This is a genomic window from Thermosynechococcus sp. HN-54, assembly GCF_023650955.1.
In the GTDB taxonomy this organism is placed as follows: Bacteria; Cyanobacteriota; Cyanobacteriia; order Thermosynechococcales; family Thermosynechococcaceae; genus Thermosynechococcus.
In genome coordinates this window covers 1356084-1378102 of record NZ_CP098039.1, presented here as the reverse complement: position 1 = coordinate 1378102, position 22019 = coordinate 1356084, and the positions used below count along the sequence as shown (strand labels likewise).

Sequence of the window (22019 nt, the reverse complement as noted above, 5' to 3'; positions counted from 1 at the left end):
CCAAGTTCTGAAAGCACGTGGCGCAGTCAACCGCACTAACAATTTGTGGCTTAGTTTACTCGCCCGCTATCGGCCAAGAACTAATCCGTTTGCACAACTCCGACATTGATGAACTTGTTTACTTCTCCACCGAGAGAGAGTTTTGTAACTACCTAGAGGAGCGGCGAAATAGCGTCGCTTGTTTAATTTTAGAATGGGGAGAGGGTACGCCGCAAATCATCACGTACCTCCACCACAGCGCCACCCTCCTACCGGCCATCCTCATTTTTCCAGCTGCGCCATCCCCGCCCCCCCTTGGCCCCCACTACCACATCGCCGAAGTGATTCTGACCACAGATAACCTTTACCAACTCAACCATCAAATCGAGGAAGCCATTACCGGCTTTGTCAAGCTCTGTCCGGGGTGCGCCGTGCCGCCCCACGTCATGTTTCGCATGCCGGCGCTCAAGGAAAGTAGCAACGTCGATCCCCAGCACCGCCTGTCCCAAAAATTAAAAGAGCGCCTTGGCTACCTTGGCGTGTATTACAAGCGAGATACGGCCTTTTTCTTCCGGCGGATGTCGCCTGCGGATAAGCGCAAACTGCTCGACGAATTGCGCTCAGTCTATCGTACCATTGTCCTTGAGTACTTTAACACTGATGCCAAAGTAAATGAGCATATTGACGAATTTGTTAGTAAAGCGTTCTTCGCAGACATTTCTGTTTCCCAAGTCCTAGAGATTCACGTTGAACTCATGGATAATTTTTCGAAGCAACTCAAACTCGAAGGCCGCAGTGAGGACATTTTGCTGGATTATCGCCTGACGCTCATTGATGTCATCGCCCATCTGTGCGAAATGTATCGTCGCTCGATTCCGCGGGAGGTGTAACGCCGATGGCTCCCCTGCGGAAAACCTACGTTCTCAAGTTGTACGTTGCTGGTAACACCGCCAACTCCGTGCGTGCCCTGAAGACGCTTAATAACATCCTTGAAAAAGAATTTAAGGGAGTCTATGCGCTTAAAGTGATTGATGTCCTCAAAAATCCACAACTGGCTGAGGAGGATAAAATTTTGGCCACACCCACCCTCGCCAAAGTCTTACCGCCGCCCGTACGTCGCATCATTGGTGACCTCTCCAATCGTGAGAAGGTGCTCATTGGCTTGGACTTGCTGTATGAAGAAATTGGTGAGCAGTCCGACGATGATCTAGGCTTGGAATAAACGCAGTGGTTAGAGTGTCTCAGTTTAGAATAACCTTTTGGAATTTTTTGCAGAATACTGAATCTAAAAATCTTCTATGACGAACCTACCTGAAAGTCAGTTAAGTGCAACTGGGCAGTCTCCTGCGGAAGTAAAGAAAATCCCGACGATGATTGAGGGATTTGACGACATCAGTCATGGGGGACTTCCTCAAGGACGTACCACCTTGGTCAGCGGCACTTCAGGCACAGGGAAGACCCTTTTTGCGGTTCAGTTCCTCTACAATGGCATTACGATTTTTAATGAGCCAGGGATATTTGTTACCTTTGAAGAGTCCCCCCAAGACATTATTAAAAACGCCCTGAGCTTTGGCTGGAATCTGCAAAGCCTGATTGATCAAGGGAAGCTATTTATTCTCGATGCGTCTCCAGACCCTGATGGTCAAGAGGTGGCTGGCGATTTTGACTTATCGGCGCTGATTGAGCGCATTCAATATGCGATTCGCAAATACAAAGCAACGCGCGTTTCCATTGATTCAGTCACAGCCGTCTTTCAGCAATACGATGCCGCCTCGGTGGTGCGGCGGGAAATTTTTCGCTTGGCTTTTCGGCTCAAACAGCTCGGCGTAACCACAATTATGACCACGGAGCGGGTCGATGAATATGGGCCAGTGGCGCGTTTTGGGGTTGAGGAGTTTGTCTCCGATAACGTAGTGATTTTACGCAATGTGCTTGAGGGGGAACGGCGGCGGCGCACCGTGGAAATTCTCAAGCTGCGGGGGACGACCCACATGAAGGGGGAATATCCCTTTACGATCAACAATGGCATCAATATTTTTCCCTTGGGAGCCATGCGTCTCACCCAACGTTCTTCCAATGTGCGGGTGTCTTCGGGGGTCAAAACCCTCGACGAGATGTGTGGGGGCGGCTTCTTCAAGGATTCAATCATTTTGGCCACAGGGGCAACGGGTACTGGCAAGACCCTGCTGGTGAGCAAATTCTTGGAGACGGGGTGCCAACAGGGGGAACGGGCACTGCTGTTCGCCTATGAAGAGTCAAGGGCACAGTTGTCTCGTAATGCCTCCTCCTGGGGAATTGATTTTGAGGAGCTAGAACGGCGAGATCTATTGCGGATTATTTGTGCCTACCCAGAGTCAGCGGGGCTAGAGGATCACCTGCAAATTATTAAATCTGAGATTGCTGACTTTAAGCCCTCACGGGTGGCCATTGACTCGCTGTCTGCCTTGGCACGGGGGGTGAGCAATAATGCTTTCCGTCAGTTTGTGATTGGGGTCACTGGATTTGCCAAACAGGAGGAGATCACCGGATTTTTCACTAACACGACGGATCAGTTTATGGGGTCAAACTCAATTACCGAGTCCCATATTTCCACGATTACGGACACGATTTTGCTGTTGCAGTATGTGGAAATTCGCGGTGAAATGTCGCGGGCGATTAACGTCTTCAAGATGCGTGGCTCTTGGCACGACAAGGGAATTCGAGAGTATGTGATCACTGAGAAGGGCGCTGAAATTCGCGATTCTTTCCGCAACTTTGAGGGCATTATCAGCGGTACCCCAACCCGCATTTCGGTGGATGAAAAAACAGAGTTGGCACGAATTGCTAAGGGGATGCAAGACCTAGGGAACGAGTAGCCCCATGCAATTAAACCAAGTCATTGTGGTGCACAAGGCGGGCGATCGCCAGAGCAAAGAATGGGCGGATCGCGCTTCCCGTCAGCTACAGCAACGGGGTGCCAATGTACTCGTGGGGCCGAGTGGGCCTAAGGACAACCCCTACCCTGTCTTTATGGCTTCGGTCACAGAGCCGATTGATCTGGCCGTGGTCTTGGGGGGAGACGGCACCTCCTTAGCGGCGGCACGGCACCTCGCTGCGGCTGGGGTTCCGATTTTGGCGGTGAATGTGGGGGGGCATTTGGGATTTTTGACGGAGCCGCTGGAGCTATTTCGCGATATGGAGGCGGTTTGGGATCGCCTCGAGCGGGACGAGTACGCCATGCAACAGCGAATGATGCTGCAAGCCCAAGTGTTTGAGGGATCAAAATTGCATCCTGAAGGGGTGGGCGATCGCTACTATGCCCTGAACGAAATGTGCATCAAGCCGGCCTCTGCCGATCGCATGATCACCGCCCTATTGGAAATGGAAATTGATGGCGATGTGGTCGATCAGTACCAAGGCGATGGATTGCTGGTAGCCACCCCCACCGGCTCTACCTGCTATACGGTCGCAGCCAATGGCCCTATTTTGCATCCGGGGATGGAAGCGCTTGTGGTAACCCCCATTTGTCCCTTGAGTCTTTCTAGCCGCCCCATTGTCTTACCGGCGCGCTCTTCAGTCAGCATTTGGCCGCTGGATGATCACAGCCTCAATACGAAACTGTGGATGGATGGCGTACTGGCCACCTCCATTTGGCCGGGGCAGCGGGTGCAAGTGACAATGGCCGATTGTCAAGCCCGGTTTATTATCCTGCGGGATCATTACTCGTTTTATCAGACTCTGCGGGAGAAGTTGGCTTGGGCAGGAGCACGTATTCCCTATCACAACAATCACCGCAATTAGATCACAGAAGGGGATTTAAGGCGGTATCTATAATGGGGGCATTCCTAAAGGAGCGTTTGCTATGATTACTAGTCCCCTTGAACGAGCCATTCTTAGGCAAAATGGGGCAACGCTCGTCGATCAGCTTTTAGAAATTGGCATCGCCCTCTCTGCCACTCAATCCCTAGAGGAGCTGCTGCACCTGATCCTCACCAAAAGTCGCCAGATTACGGCTAGCGATGCCGGCACGATTTTTCTGGTGCAGCGGGAAGCCGCGGTTCTTGAATTCAAGGCGGCTCAAAACGAGAGCGTGGCTCTCCCTGAGCAGGTAGAGGACTATACACTCCCCCTCACCCCTGATAGTTTGGTGGGCTATGCCGCCCTCACGGGAGAATCCCTGAATATTCCCGATGTCTATGCCCTAGCGGGAAGCGAGCTGTACCAATTCAATCGCTCCTTCGATGTAGCTTTGAATTATCGAACCTGCTCGGTGCTGGTGGTACCGATGCAAAACGTCAGTGGTGAGGTGATTGGGGTTCTGCAACTCATTAATCGCAAGCGATCGCCCGACGCACTGCTGACGCCAGAAACTACTGTGGCTCTCACGCAGCCCTATAGCCCTTGGGAAGAACATATTGTGCGATCCCTGGCCAGTCAAGCTGCTGTGATTATCGAGCGCAACCATCTCCTCAAAAGTATTGAACAGCTCTTTGAGGGATTTGTCACGGCTTCAGTTCAGGCCATTGAGGCACGGGATCCAACAACCGCGGGGCATTCGGAACGGGTGGCAGCTCTAACAGTGCGCCTTGCCGAGATCACCAGTGCAACCTCTAGGGGGCCATTTCAGCAGGTGTCCTTTAGCGATCGCCAGCTACAGGAAATCCGCTATGCCGCCCTGCTCCATGACTTTGGCAAGGTGGCTGTCCCCGAAGCCATTCTCAACAAGCAAAAGAAAATCTTCCCCGAACAACTAGAGGTGATTCGCCAGCGCTTTGCCCTCGTTCGCCGCACCTTAGAAATGGAGACGGCGCAAGCTAAGGTGAACTATCTCCTGTGCCATCCCCACACCCCCCATGGTTCCGAGCAAGCTTGTCACGACTGTGCCTTTTTGCGGCATCTCGATCAAGAACTACAACAACAACTTCTGACCCTAGAAGCTTACTGGCAGTTGTTGGAGCAGGCCAATGAGCCACAAATTCTGGATCAAGACCCCCTTGCCCGCCTTCAGGAATTAACCCAATTTTATTATCGCGGAACTGATGGCGAACTCTATCCCTTAATTACGGCCAGCGAACTCGAACAACTCTTGGTACGGCGAGGGAACCTCACCCAACAGGAGCGGCGGATCATTGAAGCCCATGTCACCCACACGTACCAATTTCTCTCCCGCATTCCTTGGACACCCCATCTGAAAAATGTACCGATCATTGCCTATGGTCACCATGAGCGCTTGAATGGCAGTGGCTACCCCCGCGGCATTGGGGTGGCGGAGATTCCTTTGCAAACCCAGATGCTGGCGATCGCGGATATTTACGATGCCCTCACGGCCAAAGATCGCCCCTACAAAAAGAGCCTACCCGTGGATGCAGCCTTAGAGATTCTGTGGCAGGAGGCCAAGGAATTTAAGATTAATCCCGATCTTGTTGAACTCTTTGAGCAACAGGAGGTCTTTCGGGTGCTGGGGCACCAGCGCTAGGGTTGATGGGGAGACGATCGCAAAAAGGAGACTTTCCAAAGCGTAGCCGCCAGCCAATTGGTACAGGTATGAGCCACGATCGCTAGGAGTAAATTATTCGTTGCTACAGCACTATAGGCAAACAGCCCGCCAACAATAGTTGCCCACAGGGCATAGGGCCACTGCTGCCGCGATCCAGCGTGCAAAATCCCAAAACACACCGCACTGCCCACAATCCCTGCCCAATTGAGACCCAGACTCGGCAGGAGCACACCGCGAAAGAGCAGTTCTTCACTGAGGCCGGGCAAAACGCCAATCCAAAACAGATCAGGCCACAGCAGCGGTGAAAGTACCAGTTTCAGATAGGTATCCGAGGCATGGCGGTAGGCGGGCCAGAGGTGATACACAATAGCCCCCATCCCCGTAATTCCTAGGCAGAGGGCAATCCCCAAAACCACTGCCCAGCCATCCCAGCGCAGTGGCAAAAGTCCCCCGGAAAAGGGGGTAAATAACCACACCCGCGCCAAAATTAGCCACAAAATGGCTGTCAACGCCATGGCCACTAAGACCTGTGTCCGACTCAGCGGCTCATCGGGCAGGGGGGACTCTTCCATAGGCCTAGGCTTTCTGGAATTGACCAAATTGGAAGTTATAGACCTCTTCCTCTTTTTCAGAGATGAGTTTCAGATCCGAACAGGGGCGAGCCACACAGAGGAGCACATAACCTTTTTCCCGCAGTTCGGGACTCAGCCCCATGGCATCCCCGTGATCAACGCTGCCCTCTTGAATTTGTGCAGCACAGGTGGTGCACACCCCGGCATTACAGGAACTGGGGAGATCAATGCCGGCAGCAGTGGCTGATCGCAGGATCGGTTGATCAGCACTGGCTTCAAACGTGTAGGTTTGTCCTTGGTGCAGAATCTCAACACGAAAGGTTTGGGTCATTCTTGCAGTGAGCTATGACGCGACATCTTCCCTATTATCCCCCTAATCCTCGCGATCGCTGGTTTCCTTTGGTACCGACTTTAACCAAGTATGCAACAGTTTAGGAATGGCCACTCGCTGTCGTTCTGGCAGTTGCAGGCAAATGTGTTGGGTGTAGGCAACGGCCACCCGCTCACCCTTAGTGTTGTAAAGCGTATAGGTGAGTTGGAAACGACTGGTGTCGAGTTCCTGGGGGGTAATCGTCACCCGCAGGCGATCGCCACAGTAGAGCGGCTTCAGAAACCGCACCTGCGCCTCCGTAATCGGCACAATGAGTCCACTGTTGCTAAAAAACTGCCGCAAATCCACCCCCAACTGGGCAAGGGCATCCTCATAGGCCTCATGGCAAAAGCGCAGCAGATTGGCAAAATAAACGACCCCCGCAGCATCGGTGTCAGCAAAATGAACCATGCGCTCATAGTCTCGAAAGGGTGTTTTAGTCATGGACTTGAATCCAGTTGCAAAATTTTGGCTTGGCATTGATAAAACCATCTTTGCCACAGGTGAGCAATACGCAAAAACGTGCCACAGCCTTTATTGTTAATGTAGGGTACAGCGCTTGTCTCAACTACGGGATACGCCAAGGGAAAATCATGCTGTCTGACAGTGATTGTTGTGTGCATGTCCCATCCTTGTGAAAAGGGCTGAACCTAGGGTGTAGATTCGCGATTTCGAGGTTGGCAAGGATGCGGAATAAAGGCAGTTCTGATCTTCGACTTCTTGTGAGCATACTGATCATCAGCGGATTGGTTGCAGGACTGGCCTATTGGCAACTCAGTCAACGCTGGGGGCTTTCCTCTCCTGCTCAAAACAGGGGAGCCACCCCAGAGACAGGCACCTCGAAGTGGCAAAAACTGGCTCTCGCTACGACACTGCGTGGCCATCAAGATGAAGTGAATGCGATCGCCCTCAGTCCCGATGGTAATTTACTCGTCAGTGGTGGCGACGATCGCAGGCTGTATTTTTGGAATTTGGCCACCGGAACTGATCTAGGACAAACCACAGGGCACAGCGATTGGATCTATGCCCTTGTCATCACCCCCGATGGTCAAACGGTAATTAGCGGTAGTAAAGACAAGACCATCAAATTATGGCGCGTGGGCGATCGCCAGCTCCAAGCCACCCTCAGTGGCCACCAAGATTTTGTGAATGGCTTAGCCCTGAGTCCCGATGGTCGCACCCTTGCCAGTGCCAGCTATGATCACACCGTCAAACTGTGGGATGTCCCTAGCCGTCAGGAAATCACTACCCTAAAAGGCAATGAGGGCATCATGCTCAGCGTGGCCATCAGTCAAGATGGGCGTTTTTTAGCCACTGGCGGAGTGGATAAGCTGATCCGCATTTGGGATTTGCCCTCCCGCCGCCTTCTGCGCACCCTCGAAGGACACACCAGCGATGTCAATAGCCTCGCCTTCACCCCCGACAGCAGCCAACTAGTGAGCGGCAGCGACAAAGACGGGATCAAAGTCTGGAACCTGACCACAGGGGAAGTTCAGCATCAGTTTGGCACGGAGGGCGGGCAAGTCTTTAGTGTGGCGGTGAGTCCCGATGGCAGCACCATTGCCAGTGGCCACGGCGATCAAACCGTCAAACTTTGGTCCCTCTCTGGTCAGCCATTGCGCACCCTCAAAGGTCACTCTGGTGCCGTGTACAGTGTCATTTTTGGTCAAGATCAACTGATTTCCGCCAGTGAAGACTGCACCATTAAGGTGTGGCGCCTTTTTCCCGCAACCTCATAGGGAAGTTGCTGACCTCAACTGCGAAGAAAAAAAGGCTAAGCTTTCCAAGCATCTTAGCCACTGAGAACAACGGCTTGACTGTTCTTTAGCCAACACTCCCCTCGAGCTTCAAGCTCAGCAGGCGATCGGCCTCGACGGCGAATTCCATCGGCAACTGGTTAAACACATCCCGACAGAAGCCACTAATCATCATTGAAACTGCATCCTCAGCAGCAATTCCCCGCTGGGCAAAATAGAAGAGTTGATCCTCACCAATTTTTGAGGTTGACGCTTCGTGTTCCACCTGCGCTGTCGGGTTTTGTACCTGAATATAGGGAAAGGTATTGGCGGCGGCCGTATCACCAATCAGCATCGAATCGCATTGGGAGTAGTTGCGTGCCCCCGTTGCCTTCGGCCCAATTTTCACCAAGCCGCGATAGCTATTTTGCGAGTGCCCCGCCGAGATCCCCTTCGAGACGATCCTGCTACGGGTATTCTTGCCAATGTGGATCATCTTCGTGCCCGTGTCTGCCTGCTGGTAATTATTTGTCAGGGCAACGGAGTAAAATTCACCGACCGAGTTGTCCCCCACTAAAACGCAACTGGGATACTTCCACGTAATGGCTGAGCCGGTTTCCACCTGTGTCCAAGAAATCTTAGAGTTGCGGCCAAGGCAGAGTCCACGCTTAGTCACAAAGTTGTAGATGCCCCCCTTGCCGTTTTCATCGCCAGCGTACCAGTTTTGCACCGTGGAGTATTTGATTTCGGCATTGTCAAGGGCAACCAGTTCTACCACTGCTGCGTGGAGTTGATTGGTATCGAACATTGGTGCTGTACAGTTGTGAACAGCAATGCCCCGCACAAGGTAGCTGTGGGTTTCAGCAACATCAATGTTGAACACGAGATCATCCCAAGGCTCGCGACTAATTTCGCGAATGGGGACAAGGAAATGAGTCTCGGTTTCGCGGACAAGATCCCAACGTTTATTTGCTGTATAGCCAACTTGGTAAAGGGGTTGACGATGAATCCAGCGATCAGAGTGGCGAGAAAAACAACTGAAGCCCCCCTTCCGCGTTTGGATCCAGCCATAAATTCCCAAACGATTGAGCAGTTGTTGCACTTGCTGGGCTAGGGTTGGCGAGGTTGTGCAATAGCGAACTAGGGTTGAACCTTGGCGATCGCAAACATTGCCATCCCCTGTTAAGTAGGCATCGAGGCGAATCTGTGTCTGCCGTTGATCCAAATGCATGAGTTCTGAGCTGAGGCGTTTTTGACTGGCTCCTTTGCCACAGTGGTAGGAGAGCCAACTAGATGCTTCAGCAGAGTAGAAACTAAGACCAAGGGCATGGCGATCGCGCTGCTCCGTCAGGTAAGCCTTACGCCCTGTAACCGTTGCCACAAGAGTCTTGGCACGCTCTGCGAGGGGGCGCTCATGTAGGCCAAAACTGAGCTGATTGGTGTATTGACCATTGGCGGAGTTCAAATAGGTGCTACCTTCAGCCAAGTAGTATCCCAGCAGTTCCACCTCAGGATCCGCGAGGGTTTGTTGAGTGGGCGCGTGGAGCTTGGGTACAAGCAGGAAATCACCAACCTCAAGTTCATCGGCTTTTAACCACTGGGGTTGGGCTTGCTTTAACTTCTTGCTGTCCACTTCTGGCAGCCAATCATCCCGCCGCTGCCGTTTCACAGCGACATCCCGACGCTTGACCACTAAAACAGGGTGCTCTGTCGTGAGGCGAAAAGCATTGTAGGGGGAAACAGGGCGCACCGTCATCATATCCCCCTTGTAGTGACGCACCATCGCCGCCCGTACCCGCTGGGGATTCCCTTCATGGTCATAGACTTGGTCGCCGGGCTTGAGACTTTCAATATTTACCCAGCCATCGGGCGTACAGACTTGCTCACCGGCAGGATGGCAGCCTTCAAGATAGCTAACATAGCTGCCCTCATCAGCAATAATCAGCGTACGCTCAAACTGCCCCGACTCCCCGTTGTTGATGCGGAAATAGGTGGATAGCTCCATTGGACAGCGGGTGTTCTTGGGAATATAGACAAAGGAGCCATCAGAAAAGACCGCTGAATTCAAAGCAGCGTAGAAGTTATCACCAATGGGGACAACGCTTCCTAAGTATTTCCGCACCAAGTCGGGATATTCTTGGAGTGCTTCAGAAATGGAGCAGAAAATAATCCCTTGCTTGGCCAACTCCTCGCGGAAGGTGGTTGCCACCGACACACTATCAAAAATGGCATCCACGGCTACATTGGTGAGCCGCTTTTGCTCTGAGAGGGGAATCCCCAGTTTCTCAAACGTTTCCAAGAGAACTGGATCCACTTCATCTAAGCTCTTCAGCTTTTCCTTTTGTTTTGGAGCCGAATAATAGACAATGTCCTGATAGTTGATGGCGGGATAGCTCACCCGTGCCCAAGTGGGTTCGCTCATCTTCAACCATTGGCGATAGGCGCGCAGGCGAAACTCCAGCATAAACTCTGGCTCGTTCTTTTTGGCAGAGATGAGGCGAATAATGTCCTCATTGAGACCCCGGGGAAGGGTTTCCGTCTCAATTGGCGTAACAAAGCCGTACTTGTAGGGCTGATTGACGAGGGAGTGTACCGTTGCCGACATTGAGTGTTCTCTTGGGTGGAATGGCCAAAATTTAGAGTATATTAAGCAACAAGATGGTTGCTTTATCTCTAGGACTAATTTAGCAACAAAACGGTTGTTTTAGTCAAGGGGGCGTTGCGTGACGCTCACATCCGATACTAAACAGGACATCTTACACTGCCTTCTCCGCGATGGTCACCTCAGTGCCCAAGAGTTGGCGGCACAGCTGGCCATTAGCCCCCAAGCGGTGCGGCGGCATCTGAAGGATCTAGAGGCTGAGCAACTGGTCACCTATGAAGTCCTGTCGGGCACCGTGGGGCGTCCCCAATACCGTTACACGCTGAGCGAAGCGGGACGGGAAGAACTGCGGCAACTTCAACTGCGCCACCAACCCACTCCCACAAAGGGGTTTGCGGTTGAACTCCTCGAATCGGTGGCGGCAACCCTTGGCCCAGAGCAGATGCAGGATGTTCTTCAAGCGGCTTGGCAGCGCAAGGCACTGACCTATCGGGAGCAGCTGGGAACGGGAACCTTGGCCGAACGCTTGGCACGGCTGGTGGCTCTGCGACGACAGGAGGGATATATGGCAGAGTTTTACCCTGTGAGTGAACCTAAAGGTGCCTATCTCTTTACGGAATACAACTGTGCGATTTCCGCGGTGGCGCAGTCGTTTCCCACAGTTTGCAATCATGAGTTAGAGATGTTTGCGATCGCCCTTGGAGATTGTGCTGTGGAGCGCACCCAGTGGATTGTGGATGGTGAACATCGCTGTGGTTACCTGATTCGTCCTCTGAAGTAGCATGGCCTTTTGTCCGCCCACCTTTGTCCAGCAGAGCCTGCGCACGACGATTGGTCGCATGGTCTATTACACCCCCAGCGATCGCTACTGGGGTTCAGTGCAATCCCGGCCTCCCTTGGTCTTTCTCCACAGCTTAGGGGGCGGCTCCAGTCACTATGAATGGTCACAGGTGTATCCTGCCTTTGCGGCTCGCTACCGCGTGATTGCCCCGGATCTCATTGGTTGGGGCGAGTCGGATCACCCTGCCCGTGACTACACCAGCAGCGACTACTGGCTGATGATTGCAGAATTGTTGCGGATGCTCGGTACCCCTGTGACAGTGGTTGCCTCCTCCCTAACGGCGGGGATTGTCGTGCGCTTGGCGATTCAGCAACCCCATCTTTTTGAGCGTTTGTGTCTGGTCTGCCCCAGTGGATTCAATGACTTTGGCGAAGATCAAGGCCAAGCCATGGCCAATGCTTTGCTAAGTGTACCGCTTCTCGATCGCCTGATTTACCTCGTCGCGGCGGCCAATCCCCTTGCAGTGCGGAATTTTCTGAGTCAGTTTATTTTTGCCGATCCCCAGCGGCTTAGGGAAGAAACCGTAGAAGCGTACCTTGACTCTGCCTGCCGCCCAAATGCCGAGTGGTCAGCCCTTGCCACCCTTAAGGGCAATCTTTCGTTTGATCTCAGCCACTATTTGCCGCAGTTGAGCATCCCCACCATGATGCTTTGGGGAGAAAAGGCCAAGCTGACCCCCCTTTCCCTTGGCGAGCGACTCTATGCCACTGCCCGCGATCGCCTGCAACAGTTTCAAGTGATTCCCAAGGCAGGGGTCTTACCCCATCTGGAGCAGCCCGAATGGGTCATTTACAGCCTACGGCGCGATTTCTTGGTTTGAGCTGTCCCCGATACAGGTATCCTAGAGATATGGATTGAAGTGTTGGTGCAATGGCAGAAATTCAATTTATTCGTGGCGTTGATGAAGAAGTGGTGCCCGATGTGCGTTTGACGCGGGCTCGGGATGGCAGCAGCGGTCAGGCCATGTTTTACTTCGATAACCCGAAAATCGTCCAAGAGGGCAATCTAGAGATCACGGGAATGTACATGGTGGATGAAGAAGGCGAAATTGTTACCCGTGACGTCAATGCCAAGTTCATTAACGGCCAACCCGTTGCCATTGAGGCCACCTACACGATGCGTAGCCCCCAAGAGTGGGATCGCTTTATTCGCTTTATGGATCGCTATGCGGCGAGCCATGGCCTTGGCTTCCAAAAGTCTTAGAAGTCCCAACTAATCGGGTGCTGATTCAGAAAGATTGTGCTAGCTTAAAGTTACGATGCCTTTTTTGTCTTTATGCACGAGAAAGGGCATCCCTAAGTTCTATAGCGATACAGTAGGGACATCAATGGATTATCTAGAGAGCCTGCTTGACACCCTCAAATCGTGGTTGAAAAAACTCTTGGAGCTTTTGGGCGGAGCCGAACCCACGCCTGAACTGGAGCCGATTCCGATTCCCGTGCATGATCGCCGTTAGTTCAATGAGTATTGAGTTATTGCAATCTTGAGCAGTTAGGTTGAGCTTGGCCTTTCATATTCTAGTGCTTCACGGCCCAAACCTAAACCTATTGGGACAACGGGAGCCGGGAATCTATGGTGTGGTTACCCTAGGGAGTATTAATGAATCCTTGGCAGCCTTGGCGCAGGAGTTAGGGGTGACCATCGAGTGCCTCCAGTCCAATCACGAAGGAGTCTTGGTGGATGCCATTCAGGGGGCAATAGGACGTGCCCATGGCATTTTAATTAATCCAGCCGCCTATACCCATACGAGTGTTGCCTTACGGGATGCCATCGCTGCCGTTGCCCTGCCAACGGTGGAAGTTCACCTGAGTAACATTCATCAGCGGGAGGCCTTTCGCCATCATTCCTACATTGCCCCGGTGGCGATCGGTCAAATTGCCGGCTTTGGTGCTGACAGTTATCTTTTAGGGCTGCGCGCATTGGTGAACTATTTACACGCCAAAGGCTAGCCTTCAGAGGAGGGCGCGATCTCTAGCGGCGTTCCCAGTTGTCGTGCCAGCCAGAACTCCACATTGCGTACCCAAGACTTACCGTCAACCCGTTTGACCAGCACGGGTTGTACCAAGATGGTGAACATCCCCAAGCGATTACCCGCGAGAATATCCGTAAACAGGCGATCGCCCACCATTGCAATTTGATGGTAAGGCAAATTCATGGCCTGTACCGCTTGGCGAAGCTTGCGACGCGAGGGCTTGCCCGCCCCCATCAAAAAGGGTAAGTCAACCTGTTGCGCAATGCGCTCAATGCGGCGGTGGTTCAAGTTATTGCTCACCAGCCAGATGGGCATTTGGCATTTGATCTCCAGTAACCACCTGAGAATTTGGGGAGGCAGATCCGCGTCCCAAGTGGGGAGCAAGGTATCATCCACATCGAGAACCATGCCGCGCAGATCATATTTCTGCAACAGACGGGGATGCAACTGCTCAATCGTGCCTTCCAGAATTAAATCCGGTTGTAGCAAGGCCGCAAGAGAACGAGTGACCATTGAAAATCTAAATGAAAATCTTCCGTCAGACTATCACGATCCTAGGGGTGGCTCCTAGGGCACATGGTGGGAACTGCAAAAACCCTGGCTGGTGTTACTCCAATCACAGGGAATATGCTACCATCTGAGAGAATGCCGCGTGTCAACGAATATGGCAAAGGTTCTGGTACTCAATGCCTCCTATGAACCACTCAATATTACGAGTTGGCAGCGGGCAGTTGTCCTTTTAATTAAGGGCAAGGCGGAGCAAGTTGAGCACAACGGCAAGATGGTTTACAACAATTTTCCCTTGCCAACCGTCATTCGCCTGCGCCACTACGTTGTCACTCCCTACAAAGAAATTCCCCTCACCCGCCGCAATATCCTGCATCGAGATGGCCATTCTTGCCAATACTGTGGCTATACTGGCGATGAACTCACCCTTGATCATGTCATTCCCAAATCGCGAGGGGGAGGTGAGACTTGGGAAAATATTGTGACCGCCTGTGTGCGCTGTAATGTCAAGAAAGGGAATCGCACCCCCAAAGAAGCCAATATGCCCCTCCGGCAAACTCCGCGCCGTCCCATTAGTAGCCTATACTTTGAAGTCACAAAGCACGTGCGCACGGGTACTCACCAAGAGTGGCGTAAGTATGTTATTGGTGCCTAGTTTTTGCCATCTGACTCCATCCTGAGAGGGAAATTGTAGGAGTCTCTCCTTAAACGTGCTACCAACACCTGTGGCAAGAATCAGGAGCTGGCAAGGAAGAAGTGAACGGTGGCTGAGGGCGATCGCGTATTCTAGTATCGTAGGGGAGAAGCTTTACCCTTGAAGAACTTCACTTAAGGTCGTTATGTCAAGTATCGAGACGGAAAACTTTAGTCAACTTTTTCCACTGTTTGGAGCCAGTTCCCAAGAGGCGCTTTCTTCAATGCTCTCAGTGGCTTGGCATAACACCTATCCCGCGGGGCGCGCCATTTTGATTGAAGATGCGTGGGGCAATGCCGTTTACTTTATTCTCTCAGGCTGGGTCAAGGTGCGGCGACTGCTCCCGAATGGGGATTTCCTGACACTGGCCATCCTAGGCCCTGGGGATTTTTTTGGGGAAATGGCGATTCTTGATCAATCCCCGCGTTCGACGGATGTGGTGGCGCTGTGTCCAGCGGAAGTCCTGTCGGTGCCGGCGCAAAAATTTGTCCATGTCCTGCGCCACGAACCGGATTTGCACTATCGCATGCTGCAATTGATGGCGCAACGGCTACGTTTGACAAATGCCCGCATTGAACTGTTGCACCAACCCCCTGCGGTGAAACTAGCCCATGTTTTGCTGAATTTGGCACGTCGCTATGGTCAGCGCCAAGGGGGCAATCCCCACACAGCTGTGATTTTCAATGTGCCCGTCAAGGATTTAGCGGATGTGGCGAATATTAGCGCTGAGGAGGCACGTCAACTTCTCGATAAACTGGTGGCGAAACACTGGATCAAAATTGATCCTGCCAAGCAGGAATTGCAAATTCTCAATTTGCCGCAACTGGAGCAACTGGCGCAGCAATCAGGGAGTTGAGATTCGATTGGCTTGCTGAGGAGGAATTGCCTCGCCTAGGATAACAATAGTTACAAGCTATTTCTACATATGGCGATCGCCCCTAACCTCTACGAACACACCTTGGTTCGCTACACGGATCCGCTGCATGCGACAGAACTCTTGCGGCAATATCGCCCGTACCTAGAAATGATTCCCAGTATGCGGCGACCTCAAGAGAGCTTAATTCCGATTCCGCTGCCGATCGCCCATATTCAGGTTCCTGCCGCTACAACCTCGAACCAACGTCCCCAAGTCAAGTCAGTGATGGTGCCCTGTGATCTGGTTTTTGTTATGTGCGACCCTGAATGGAAAGTGAAAACCGACATTGAACTGCTCGTTTTTATCCATCGTCCGGGGGAAAGCTTTACGGAGTTGCTGACCCGTTGGCGCCAATCTCAAGTGCTTCTCAGTCGCAGTTATAGCTGGGATATGCCCTTGCAGTATCGGGATGTCTTTAGTGAGGGCGCCAATCGTCAATTTCCGCTCTTTGTCCTCTTTCAAGAAACCCTTGCCGTGATTAAGCGCGGTCTCAAGGCTGCCCGATTGCCCTGCGTGATTGACACCACGATTCTCAAGGAACAGCCGTCTCCAGCCACAAAACTCATGACGGGTTCCTCAGAAAGCACAGAATAGCGACGGAGAAATGACAGAGGTATCTAAACCCCTTGTGCCAACCTTTGATCAAATGCTCATTCCCACACTTCAGGCACTGTAAAATTTAGGGGGGTCAGGCACAATTGAGGAAATTTATGAGCAAGTCTCGCAACTGCTGAATCTCTCAGACGAAGTGTTCGCAGTTCCCCACGTCAATAGTACTGTCACAGAAGTTGAGTACCGCCTTGGTTGGTCTCGCATCTATTTGAAAAAATACGGGCTTTTGCAGAATTAGAATTCATCGCGGGGGGTCTGGTCACTCTCAACGACCCATCTCAATCTTCAAGAATTAGATGCACGAGAAATCGTCAAATTTGTCCGAGAGGCTGATAAGGACAAACGAAGCGACTCCCAGCCAAAAGCTTCCCCCTACCATCGATCCTAGAAGAAAAGTTAGAAGAGACCTCTTGGCATCAGCAACTTTACCAAATTCTTAGCAACCTTGAGCCATCGGCTTTTGAGCGCTTAATCCAACGGCTTCTACGGGAATCAGGATTTATCTAAGTTCATGTGACGGCCAAAACAGGCGATGGTGGCATTGATGGGGTGGGTATTGCTCAGATCAACGGTTTGCTGAGTTTCCATGTTTTGCTTCAATGCAAGCGCTACCAAGGCTCTGTGACAGCTAGTCATGTGCGGGATTTTCGTGGAGGAATGCAGGGGCGCACTGATAAGGGACTATTGATTACCACAGGAACATTTACCCGTGATACCGTTAAAGAAGCGACAAGGGAATGGTGCGCCACCGATTGACCTTATTGATGGCGAGCAACTGATTTAGTGGCTCAAGGATTTGGAACTGGGTATCAAAGTAAAAATCGTTGAACTGGCTGAGGTTGATGCGGCCTAGTTTGAAAATCTATAGATGATGCCAACCCTTATAACAGGGATTGAAGACTCCGAGCAAAATAGTTGATCCATATCACAACCTGAGCACCGGCTCCATCACTGCGGCCCCCCTCGCCAAGGGCAGAGAATACCACTATCGAGCTGAATTCTCGATGTTGTGAGTTGAGTTGTCCTATGGTGGCTACCCCCATTCAAACCGTGTCCGACCGTCCATTGACAACGGATTTGGTACGGCAGTATTTGCAGGAAATTGGCCGTGTGCCCTTGCTCACCCCCAGCCAAGAACTGCGCCTTGCTCAACAAGTTCAGCAGTACCAAGCCCTGCTCGCAGTGCGAGATCAGTCCGATGACCCCCAGATCAAACGCTATGTGGCGGCTGTTACGGAGCGCGATCGCCAGCAGCGGCAGTTGGGGCGTTCCCTTACCCGTGCCCAATGGGCTGCGCGACTCAAGATGAGTGTAGCTGAATTGCAAACCTGTGTGCAGGCGGGTCGCCAAGCTTGGGCAAAGGCAGCAAACATCAGCGTTGCCGAACTTCAGCACATTGAGCGCCAAGGACAGCGGGCAAAGACCCAGCTGCTGGAAGCAAACCTACGCTTGGTAGTGAATATCGCTAAAAAGTATCAGCGCCGCGGTGTCGAGTTTTTGGACTTAATCCAAGAGGGAACCCTAGGCCTAGAACGCGCTGTGGAGAAGTTTGACCCCACGAAGGGGTTTCGCTTTAGCACCTATGCCTATTGGTGGATTCGCCAAAGTGTCACCCGTGCCGTTGCTAGCCAAAGTCGCACGATCCGCCTCCCAATCCACATTGTCGAAAAGCTCAACAAGATTAAGCGTGCCCAACGGCGTCTTGCGGCGCAGCAGGGAGTCATGCCCAGTCTGGCAGACATTGCTCAAGAGCTGAACTTAGAGGTTGCCCAAGTGCGCGAGGTGTTGATGGCTGTGCCGCGATCAGTGGCCTTGGAACAGCGGGTTGGTTCCGACCAAGAAACGGAATTACAGGAGCTGATTGAGTCAAGTGCACCCACCCCCGATGAGGTGATCATGCGCGACTCCCTACGCGCCGCCTTGCAGCAACTCCTCAGTGATCTCTCTCCCCGTGAACGCCAAGTGATGGAATTGCACTATGGGCTGGGCGATCAGCCCCCTCTCGATATGGGGGAAATTGCAGACTTGCTGGGACTGAGTCGGGAGCGAGTTCGCCAAATTGAGCACCGCGCTCTGCAAAAATTGCGTCAGCCACAGCGGCGGCGAGAAATTCAGGACTATCTGGAGGACTTTGCTTAGGCGGCATCTAGCTGAATGCCGTGGGGACAGCACTCGCATACCCACAGATCAAGGTCTGGATCCGGCAAGGCGCGTCGTACCCGCTGCATGATTGTGTAGCCCTCATCGGCAGAGGGCGCGAGGGCAAAAACCGTTGGCCCCGATCCAGACATCATGCTGGCGATCGCCCCAGCGGCGAGGAAGTGCTCCCGTAACTCTGCCACCAAAGGGTAGCGGGGCAACACAACTTTCTCTAAATCATTACGGAGACTAGCAGCCAATTTGGCAATGTCACGCTGCTGAATGGCCTGTAACAGGGTTGGGGATCCCCCCTCCTGTCGCGCCTGCTCCTGCTCGTTGGGGGTTTGGGCATAGGTGGCGGCAAATTGCTGCCGATAGGTTTGATAGGCCCAAGGGGTAGCCACGCTGAGGGAGCGATACTTCCCCAAGAGGACGGTCAATCCCTGTAAATCCGCTAGGGGGGTCAATTGTTCACCACGCCCTAGGGCTAAAGCGGTGCCGCCTTGCAAACAGAAGGGAACGTCAGCACCTAGTTGGGCTGCAAGAGTCTGCAACTCCTCTTGGGTGAGTCCCAACTGCCAGAGCAGATCTAAGCCGACCAGTACTGCTGCTGCATTGGTTGACCCGCCGGCTAAACCAGCACCCATGGGAATCCGTTTTTCAATGAAAATTTCAACGCCATCGTGATCGGGAAAATGCTGCTGGAGTAGGGCCGCTGCTTTGTAGGCGAGATTTCGTTGATCGCAGGGGACGGCAGGGTTGGTGCAATGGACTTTAATTTGGCGATCGCGCCGGGGGATGAGTTCGATGCGATCCATGAGGGAGACCGCCTGCATGACCATCACCAGTTCATGGTAGCCACTGCCATCCAAACAATTGCCAACAATTTGTAAAAACAGATTAATTTTGGCAGGTGCCAGCAGACGATACACGCAGCCCCATCCTCACAACCACCTCGTTCAATAGCATATTATTCTTCTATTCCTCTTTGGCAGGCGCTAACCAGAAGTCCCCATGATCTTGGAACGAATCATTGACCTGTTGCAGTTGCCCTTTATGCAGCGGGCACTGTGGGCAGGGATCTTTACGGGAGGGATGGCGGGTGCCCTCGGTAGCTTTACCATCCTGCGGCAACTTTCTTTTTTTAGTGATGCTTTGGGGCACTCAGCCCTACTGGGAATTAGCTTAGGAATTATTCTAGGGTTGAATCCCTCCGTGATGTTGTTGCCCTTTGCCGTGGTGTTTGCCCTCGGGGTGACGTATCTGCTGGAGCATACGCGGTTGTGGACGGATGCCCTCTTGAATATCATCTATTCGGCCTCGTTGGCGGTGGCGGTGATTTTGCTGAGTATGAGCGATCGCTACCAAGGGGGGCTGAATAACCTCCTTTTTGGTGATATTTTGGCAGTGCGTCCAGCCGATCTCGTCATGAGTGGCACGCTCTGCGCCCTTGTTGGCATTTTCATCCTGCTCACGTTACGGGTGCAATTGTTAATCACGGTGAATGAAGCCTTGGCGGTGGCGCGGGGGGCGGCGGTGGGGATTCAGCGGCTGTTGTTTATCACCCTATTGGCCTTGGTGGTGGCCGTCTCGATTAAGACGGTGGGGGTATTGCTCATTAGTGCCTTTGTGGTGATTCCCGCCTGTGGGGCCCGCCTGTGGAGTCGGCAATTTTCCCAGTACGTGGTTTTGGCAGCCCTCGTGGGGGTAAGCAGTGCTATTGTTGGCATGCTGTTGTCAGCAGGGATGAATTGGCCGTCGGGTCCGAGTATTGTTGTCTGTCAACTGGCGTTTTTTTTAGGATCGATTGCCATTAACGCACTGCGAGGGGCGTGGCTGCATAGAGGGCAGAAATCTCCAACAGGCTGAGGCGTGAACGGGCTGTCAGATCCAAGGGGGAGCGATCGCCCCGCCGAAAATGATCCACAGCAGCACAGCCAATCATCGCGGCATTATCGGTACACAGCCGCAGGGGCGGAAAAATTAACTGTAGCCCCAAGGGTTCAGCAGCCGCAGTCAGGTGGTGCCGCAGTCCAGAATTGGCCGCTACTCCTCCGCCAATGGCGAGGGTTTTGAATCCATGATCCACCGCTGCCGCGATCGCCCGCTTGGTGAGAGCTTGGGCCACCGCCTTCTGAAAACTGGCTGCGAGGTCAGCCACCGGCAATTCCGCGTGGGTTTGACGCAGCTCCTCCACAAGTCGTGCCACTGCGGTTTTCAGCCCACTAAAACTGGAATCGTAGGGATGCACCTTGCCATCGGGGAAGCGGATATTGCCCTCCGGCAGCTCAAAGGCCTCTGGGTTGCCCTGCTGCGCCAAGCGATCGAGGACTGGCCCCCCTGGATACCCCAAGCCCAGTAGGCGTGCTACCTTATCGTAGGCTTCCCCCGCTGCATCATCCCGCGTTTGGCCAAAGAGTTGGTACTCGCCACAGCCATAAACGCCAATGAGACTCGTGTGACCACCAGACACCAAGAGGCAGAGAAACGGTGGTTCAAGGGTCGGCTCCGCTAAGTAGGAGGCATAGAGGTGGCCTTCAAGGTGGTGAATTCCTAGGAGGGGTTTTTGCTGCACAAGGGCAAGGGTTTTTGCCGCCGTCACCCCAATGAGCAGTGACCCCACCAATCCGGGAGCGCAGGTGACAGCAATGGCATCAATGGCAGACCAATCGCAACCGGCCTCACTCATGGCTGCTGTGATCACGCCGTTAATGTTTTCCAAGTGGGCACGGGAGGCGACTTCCGGCACCACCCCACCAAAGGGTTGATGGGCACGCACTTGGGAGGCAATCACATTACTTTCAATGGCGCGATCGCGCACTATAGCAGCAGCTGTTTCATCACAACTGGTTTCAATGGCCAGAATTCTTACCATCGGGCAGACTTGGGCATGAATCTAGAGCCTCTTTTTAGTCTAGCCTGTAGTCTAGCCTGTTTATCGAGTGAAGTTGTTGAAGGGCGTTTCCGCAATGCCGTGAATTCTTGAGGTTGCAACCTGCGCCACGGTGAAGATTCTTAAGAATCTCCTAAATCCCGATCAAGAAGTAGGATATACTATGGGTTGGGCAATCTGCTCAATGTCGTGCGTGTGCCAAACGTCTTGTGGAACTGTCTGCCAAAAGTGAGTACGCCCTCTTGGCGCTCTTGGAAATGTCAGCGGCCTATGAACAGGCAGAGCCGTTACAGATTCGCCAAATTGCTGCCATGCACAACATTCCCGATCGCTATCTGGAGCAGCTGATGGCGACGCTGCGGCGCAAGGGTCTAATTCGCAGTCAACGGGGGGCACGCGGTGGCTACCTGCTGGCAAAAGCACCTTGGCAAATCTCAATTTTGGACGTTCTCAACTGTATTGAGGGGATTGAGTCCAAGCTTGCCCAAAAGCCCCCTGACAAGGGCGATCTGGAGCGTAGTCTGATCCGGTCAGTATGGCTAGAAGCCTGCGCAGCGGCCAATGATGTCTTGAAAAAGTATACCCTTCAAGATTTGTGCGATCGGCGGCAGGCTTACCAGCAAGTGGATGTCATGTACTACATCTAGGCTGAGGCTGATATTCATCTAATTTTCCTAACGTTTTTGTCTTGAATTGGAGATTGATACCCC

The 22019-nt window shown here is 52.8% G+C and carries 24 protein-coding genes and 2 pseudogenes; 18 read left to right on the top strand and 8 right to left on the bottom strand.

Annotation, left to right across the window (positions count from 1 at the left end):
* The first annotated feature begins 17 nt into the window (after positions 1 to 17).
* From NBE99_RS06690 to NBE99_RS06670, 5 genes are all read left to right on the top strand, one after another.
* The gene (locus NBE99_RS06690; RefSeq protein ID WP_250681337.1) at positions 18 to 869 is read left to right on the top strand and encodes a circadian clock protein KaiA; all 852 of its coding nucleotides are present in this window, start codon (positions 18 to 20) and stop codon (positions 867 to 869) included.
* 5 nt (positions 870 to 874) lie between these two features.
* Positions 875 to 1201 carry a circadian clock protein KaiB gene (gene kaiB / locus NBE99_RS06685; RefSeq protein WP_250681336.1) on the top strand — a complete coding sequence of 109 codons (327 nt, stop codon included), beginning with the start codon at positions 875 to 877 and terminating at the stop codon, positions 1199 to 1201.
* Between the two features lie 76 nt (positions 1202 to 1277).
* On the top strand, positions 1278 to 2834 hold the full coding sequence (gene kaiC, locus NBE99_RS06680) for a circadian clock protein KaiC (RefSeq protein ID WP_250681335.1): 1557 nt from the start codon (positions 1278 to 1280) through the stop codon (positions 2832 to 2834).
* Positions 2835 to 2838: 4 nt separating this feature from the next.
* The gene (locus tag NBE99_RS06675; RefSeq protein ID WP_250681334.1) at positions 2839 to 3759 is read left to right on the top strand and encodes an NAD(+) kinase; all 921 of its coding nucleotides are present in this window, start codon (positions 2839 to 2841) and stop codon (positions 3757 to 3759) included.
* Positions 3760 to 3820: 61 nt separating this feature from the next.
* Positions 3821 to 5434: an HD family phosphohydrolase gene (locus tag NBE99_RS06670; RefSeq protein ID WP_250681333.1), complete on the top strand. Its 1614-nt coding sequence runs from the start codon at positions 3821 to 3823 to the stop codon at positions 5432 to 5434.
* Here the strand turns inward: NBE99_RS06670 and NBE99_RS06665 are convergent.
* Genes NBE99_RS06665 through NBE99_RS06655 form a run of 3 tightly spaced genes read right to left on the bottom strand, consistent with a single transcriptional unit; the run spans position 5431 to position 6841 of the window.
* On the bottom strand, positions 5431 to 6027 hold the full coding sequence (locus tag NBE99_RS06665; RefSeq protein ID WP_250681332.1) for a CPBP family intramembrane glutamic endopeptidase: 597 nt from the start codon (positions 6025 to 6027) through the stop codon (positions 5431 to 5433). The genes NBE99_RS06670 and NBE99_RS06665 overlap by 4 nt on opposite strands.
* Positions 6028 to 6031: 4 nt before the next feature.
* Positions 6032 to 6358, bottom strand: coding sequence for a 2Fe-2S iron-sulfur cluster-binding protein (locus NBE99_RS06660; RefSeq protein WP_250681331.1), 327 nt, complete (start codon positions 6356 to 6358; stop codon positions 6032 to 6034).
* A gap of 42 nt (positions 6359 to 6400) precedes the next feature.
* The gene (locus tag NBE99_RS06655) at positions 6401 to 6841 is read right to left on the bottom strand and encodes a thioesterase family protein (RefSeq protein ID WP_250681330.1); all 441 of its coding nucleotides are present in this window, start codon (positions 6839 to 6841) and stop codon (positions 6401 to 6403) included.
* A 278-nt stretch (positions 6842 to 7119) separates the two neighbouring features.
* Between NBE99_RS06655 and NBE99_RS06650 the strand changes: the two genes are divergently transcribed.
* Positions 7120 to 8136 (top strand): WD40 repeat domain-containing protein, encoded by a 1017-nt coding sequence (locus tag NBE99_RS06650; RefSeq protein WP_250681329.1) that lies wholly within the window; start codon positions 7120 to 7122, stop codon positions 8134 to 8136.
* Positions 8137 to 8221: 85 nt separating this feature from the next.
* Here the strand turns inward: NBE99_RS06650 and NBE99_RS13320 are convergent, their stop codons facing one another.
* A complete protein-coding gene (locus NBE99_RS13320; protein WP_399371053.1) occupies positions 8222 to 9889 on the bottom strand; it encodes a SufD family Fe-S cluster assembly protein in 1668 nt (555 codons plus the stop codon).
* A gap of 141 nt (positions 9890 to 10030) precedes the next feature.
* Positions 10031 to 10738 (bottom strand): annotated as a pseudogene (locus NBE99_RS06635) (Fe-S cluster assembly protein SufB); the annotation flags it as partial.
* A 118-nt stretch (positions 10739 to 10856) separates the two neighbouring features.
* Here NBE99_RS06635 and sufR point away from each other — a divergent pair.
* From sufR to aroQ, 5 genes are all read left to right on the top strand, one after another.
* Positions 10857 to 11516, top strand: coding sequence for an iron-sulfur cluster biosynthesis transcriptional regulator SufR (gene sufR, locus NBE99_RS06630; RefSeq protein WP_250681328.1), 660 nt, complete (start codon positions 10857 to 10859; stop codon positions 11514 to 11516).
* Between the two features lies 1 nt (position 11517).
* Positions 11518 to 12396: an alpha/beta fold hydrolase gene (locus NBE99_RS06625; RefSeq protein ID WP_250681327.1), complete on the top strand. Its 879-nt coding sequence runs from the start codon at positions 11518 to 11520 to the stop codon at positions 12394 to 12396.
* A gap of 50 nt (positions 12397 to 12446) precedes the next feature.
* Positions 12447 to 12779 (top strand): photosystem II reaction center protein Psb28, encoded by a 333-nt coding sequence (psb28, locus tag NBE99_RS06620; RefSeq protein ID WP_149818920.1) that lies wholly within the window; start codon positions 12447 to 12449, stop codon positions 12777 to 12779.
* Positions 12780 to 12903: 124 nt separating this feature from the next.
* Positions 12904 to 13032: a hypothetical protein gene (locus NBE99_RS13240; protein WP_256468042.1), complete on the top strand. Its 129-nt coding sequence runs from the start codon at positions 12904 to 12906 to the stop codon at positions 13030 to 13032.
* Between the two features lie 46 nt (positions 13033 to 13078).
* Positions 13079 to 13525 (top strand): type II 3-dehydroquinate dehydratase, encoded by a 447-nt coding sequence (gene aroQ / locus NBE99_RS06615; protein WP_250681326.1) that lies wholly within the window; start codon positions 13079 to 13081, stop codon positions 13523 to 13525.
* Here the strand turns inward: aroQ and NBE99_RS06610 are convergent.
* Positions 13522 to 14061, bottom strand: coding sequence for a YqeG family HAD IIIA-type phosphatase (locus tag NBE99_RS06610; protein WP_250681325.1), 540 nt, complete (start codon positions 14059 to 14061; stop codon positions 13522 to 13524). The genes aroQ and NBE99_RS06610 overlap by 4 nt on opposite strands.
* 151 nt (positions 14062 to 14212) lie before the next feature.
* Here NBE99_RS06610 and NBE99_RS06605 point away from each other — a divergent pair, with 151 nt between their 5' ends.
* The 5 genes and pseudogenes from NBE99_RS06605 to NBE99_RS06585 all read left to right on the top strand — a co-directional run bounded on the left by NBE99_RS06605 (position 14213) and on the right by NBE99_RS06585 (position 18416).
* Positions 14213 to 14710, top strand: coding sequence for an HNH endonuclease (locus NBE99_RS06605; protein WP_011056347.1), 498 nt, complete (start codon positions 14213 to 14215; stop codon positions 14708 to 14710).
* A 184-nt stretch (positions 14711 to 14894) separates the two neighbouring features.
* Complete coding sequence (locus NBE99_RS06600) at positions 14895 to 15605, top strand: Crp/Fnr family transcriptional regulator (protein ID WP_250681324.1); 711 nt, start codon at positions 14895 to 14897, stop codon at positions 15603 to 15605.
* Positions 15606 to 15674: 69 nt separating this feature from the next.
* Positions 15675 to 16259 carry a hypothetical protein gene (locus NBE99_RS06595; RefSeq protein ID WP_250681323.1) on the top strand — a complete coding sequence of 195 codons (585 nt, stop codon included), beginning with the start codon at positions 15675 to 15677 and terminating at the stop codon, positions 16257 to 16259.
* A 103-nt stretch (positions 16260 to 16362) separates the two neighbouring features.
* Positions 16363 to 17130: pseudogene (locus NBE99_RS13315) on the top strand (restriction endonuclease).
* A gap of 173 nt (positions 17131 to 17303) precedes the next feature.
* A complete protein-coding gene (locus NBE99_RS06585) occupies positions 17304 to 18416 on the top strand; it encodes an RNA polymerase sigma factor, RpoD/SigA family (protein WP_250681321.1) in 1113 nt (370 codons plus the stop codon).
* On the opposite strand, the gene ispE is transcribed toward NBE99_RS06585, so the two are convergent.
* Positions 18413 to 19348: a 4-(cytidine 5'-diphospho)-2-C-methyl-D-erythritol kinase gene (gene ispE / locus NBE99_RS06580; RefSeq protein ID WP_250681320.1), complete on the bottom strand. Its 936-nt coding sequence runs from the start codon at positions 19346 to 19348 to the stop codon at positions 18413 to 18415. The genes NBE99_RS06585 and ispE overlap by 4 nt on opposite strands.
* A gap of 82 nt (positions 19349 to 19430) precedes the next feature.
* Between ispE and NBE99_RS06575 the strand changes: the two genes are divergently transcribed.
* Positions 19431 to 20285 (top strand): metal ABC transporter permease, encoded by an 855-nt coding sequence (locus tag NBE99_RS06575; protein ID WP_250681319.1) that lies wholly within the window; start codon positions 19431 to 19433, stop codon positions 20283 to 20285.
* On the opposite strand, the gene tsaD is transcribed toward NBE99_RS06575, so the two are convergent.
* Positions 20230 to 21291 (bottom strand): tRNA (adenosine(37)-N6)-threonylcarbamoyltransferase complex transferase subunit TsaD, encoded by a 1062-nt coding sequence (gene tsaD / locus NBE99_RS06570; RefSeq protein ID WP_250681318.1) that lies wholly within the window; start codon positions 21289 to 21291, stop codon positions 20230 to 20232. The two genes, NBE99_RS06575 and tsaD, sit on opposite strands and share 56 nt — an antisense overlap.
* A gap of 227 nt (positions 21292 to 21518) precedes the next feature.
* On the opposite strand from tsaD, the gene NBE99_RS06565 reads away from it, so the two are divergent.
* Entirely contained in the window at positions 21519 to 21956 is a 438-nt protein-coding gene (locus NBE99_RS06565; protein ID WP_250681317.1) for an Rrf2 family transcriptional regulator, read from the top strand.
* Positions 21957 to 22019: the final 63 nt, after the last annotated feature.

Excerpts from the sequence above, each read along its gene's own strand:
- NBE99_RS06575 (WP_250681319.1), top strand. The coding sequence starts at position 19,431 with ATGATCTTGGAACGAATCATTGACCTGTTGCAGTTGCCCTTTATGCAG.
- NBE99_RS06595 (WP_250681323.1), top strand. The coding sequence starts at position 15,675 with ATGGCGATCGCCCCTAACCTCTACGAACACACCTTGGTTCGCTACACG.
- NBE99_RS06605 (WP_011056347.1), top strand. The coding sequence starts at position 14,213 with ATGGCAAAGGTTCTGGTACTCAATGCCTCCTATGAACCACTCAATATT.
- NBE99_RS06655 (WP_250681330.1), bottom strand. The coding sequence starts at position 6,841 with ATGACTAAAACACCCTTTCGAGACTATGAGCGCATGGTTCATTTTGCT.
- NBE99_RS06675 (WP_250681334.1), top strand. The coding sequence starts at position 2,839 with ATGCAATTAAACCAAGTCATTGTGGTGCACAAGGCGGGCGATCGCCAG.
- NBE99_RS06660 (WP_250681331.1), bottom strand. The coding sequence starts at position 6,358 with ATGACCCAAACCTTTCGTGTTGAGATTCTGCACCAAGGACAAACCTAC.
- tsaD (WP_250681318.1), bottom strand. The coding sequence starts at position 21,291 with ATGGTAAGAATTCTGGCCATTGAAACCAGTTGTGATGAAACAGCTGCT.
- kaiC (WP_250681335.1), top strand. The coding sequence starts at position 1,278 with ATGACGAACCTACCTGAAAGTCAGTTAAGTGCAACTGGGCAGTCTCCT.
- NBE99_RS06670 (WP_250681333.1), top strand. The coding sequence starts at position 3,821 with ATGATTACTAGTCCCCTTGAACGAGCCATTCTTAGGCAAAATGGGGCA.
- NBE99_RS06665 (WP_250681332.1), bottom strand. The coding sequence starts at position 6,027 with ATGGAAGAGTCCCCCCTGCCCGATGAGCCGCTGAGTCGGACACAGGTC.
- psb28 (WP_149818920.1), top strand. The coding sequence starts at position 12,447 with ATGGCAGAAATTCAATTTATTCGTGGCGTTGATGAAGAAGTGGTGCCC.
- NBE99_RS13320 (WP_399371053.1), bottom strand. The coding sequence starts at position 9,889 with ATGACGGTGCGCCCTGTTTCCCCCTACAATGCTTTTCGCCTCACGACA.
- NBE99_RS06625 (WP_250681327.1), top strand. The coding sequence starts at position 11,518 with ATGGCCTTTTGTCCGCCCACCTTTGTCCAGCAGAGCCTGCGCACGACG.
- NBE99_RS06600 (WP_250681324.1), top strand. The coding sequence starts at position 14,895 with ATGTCAAGTATCGAGACGGAAAACTTTAGTCAACTTTTTCCACTGTTT.
- NBE99_RS13240 (WP_256468042.1), top strand. The coding sequence starts at position 12,904 with ATGGATTATCTAGAGAGCCTGCTTGACACCCTCAAATCGTGGTTGAAA.
- NBE99_RS06585 (WP_250681321.1), top strand. The coding sequence starts at position 17,304 with ATGGTGGCTACCCCCATTCAAACCGTGTCCGACCGTCCATTGACAACG.
- NBE99_RS06610 (WP_250681325.1), bottom strand. The coding sequence starts at position 14,061 with ATGGTCACTCGTTCTCTTGCGGCCTTGCTACAACCGGATTTAATTCTG.
- kaiB (WP_250681336.1), top strand. The coding sequence starts at position 875 with ATGGCTCCCCTGCGGAAAACCTACGTTCTCAAGTTGTACGTTGCTGGT.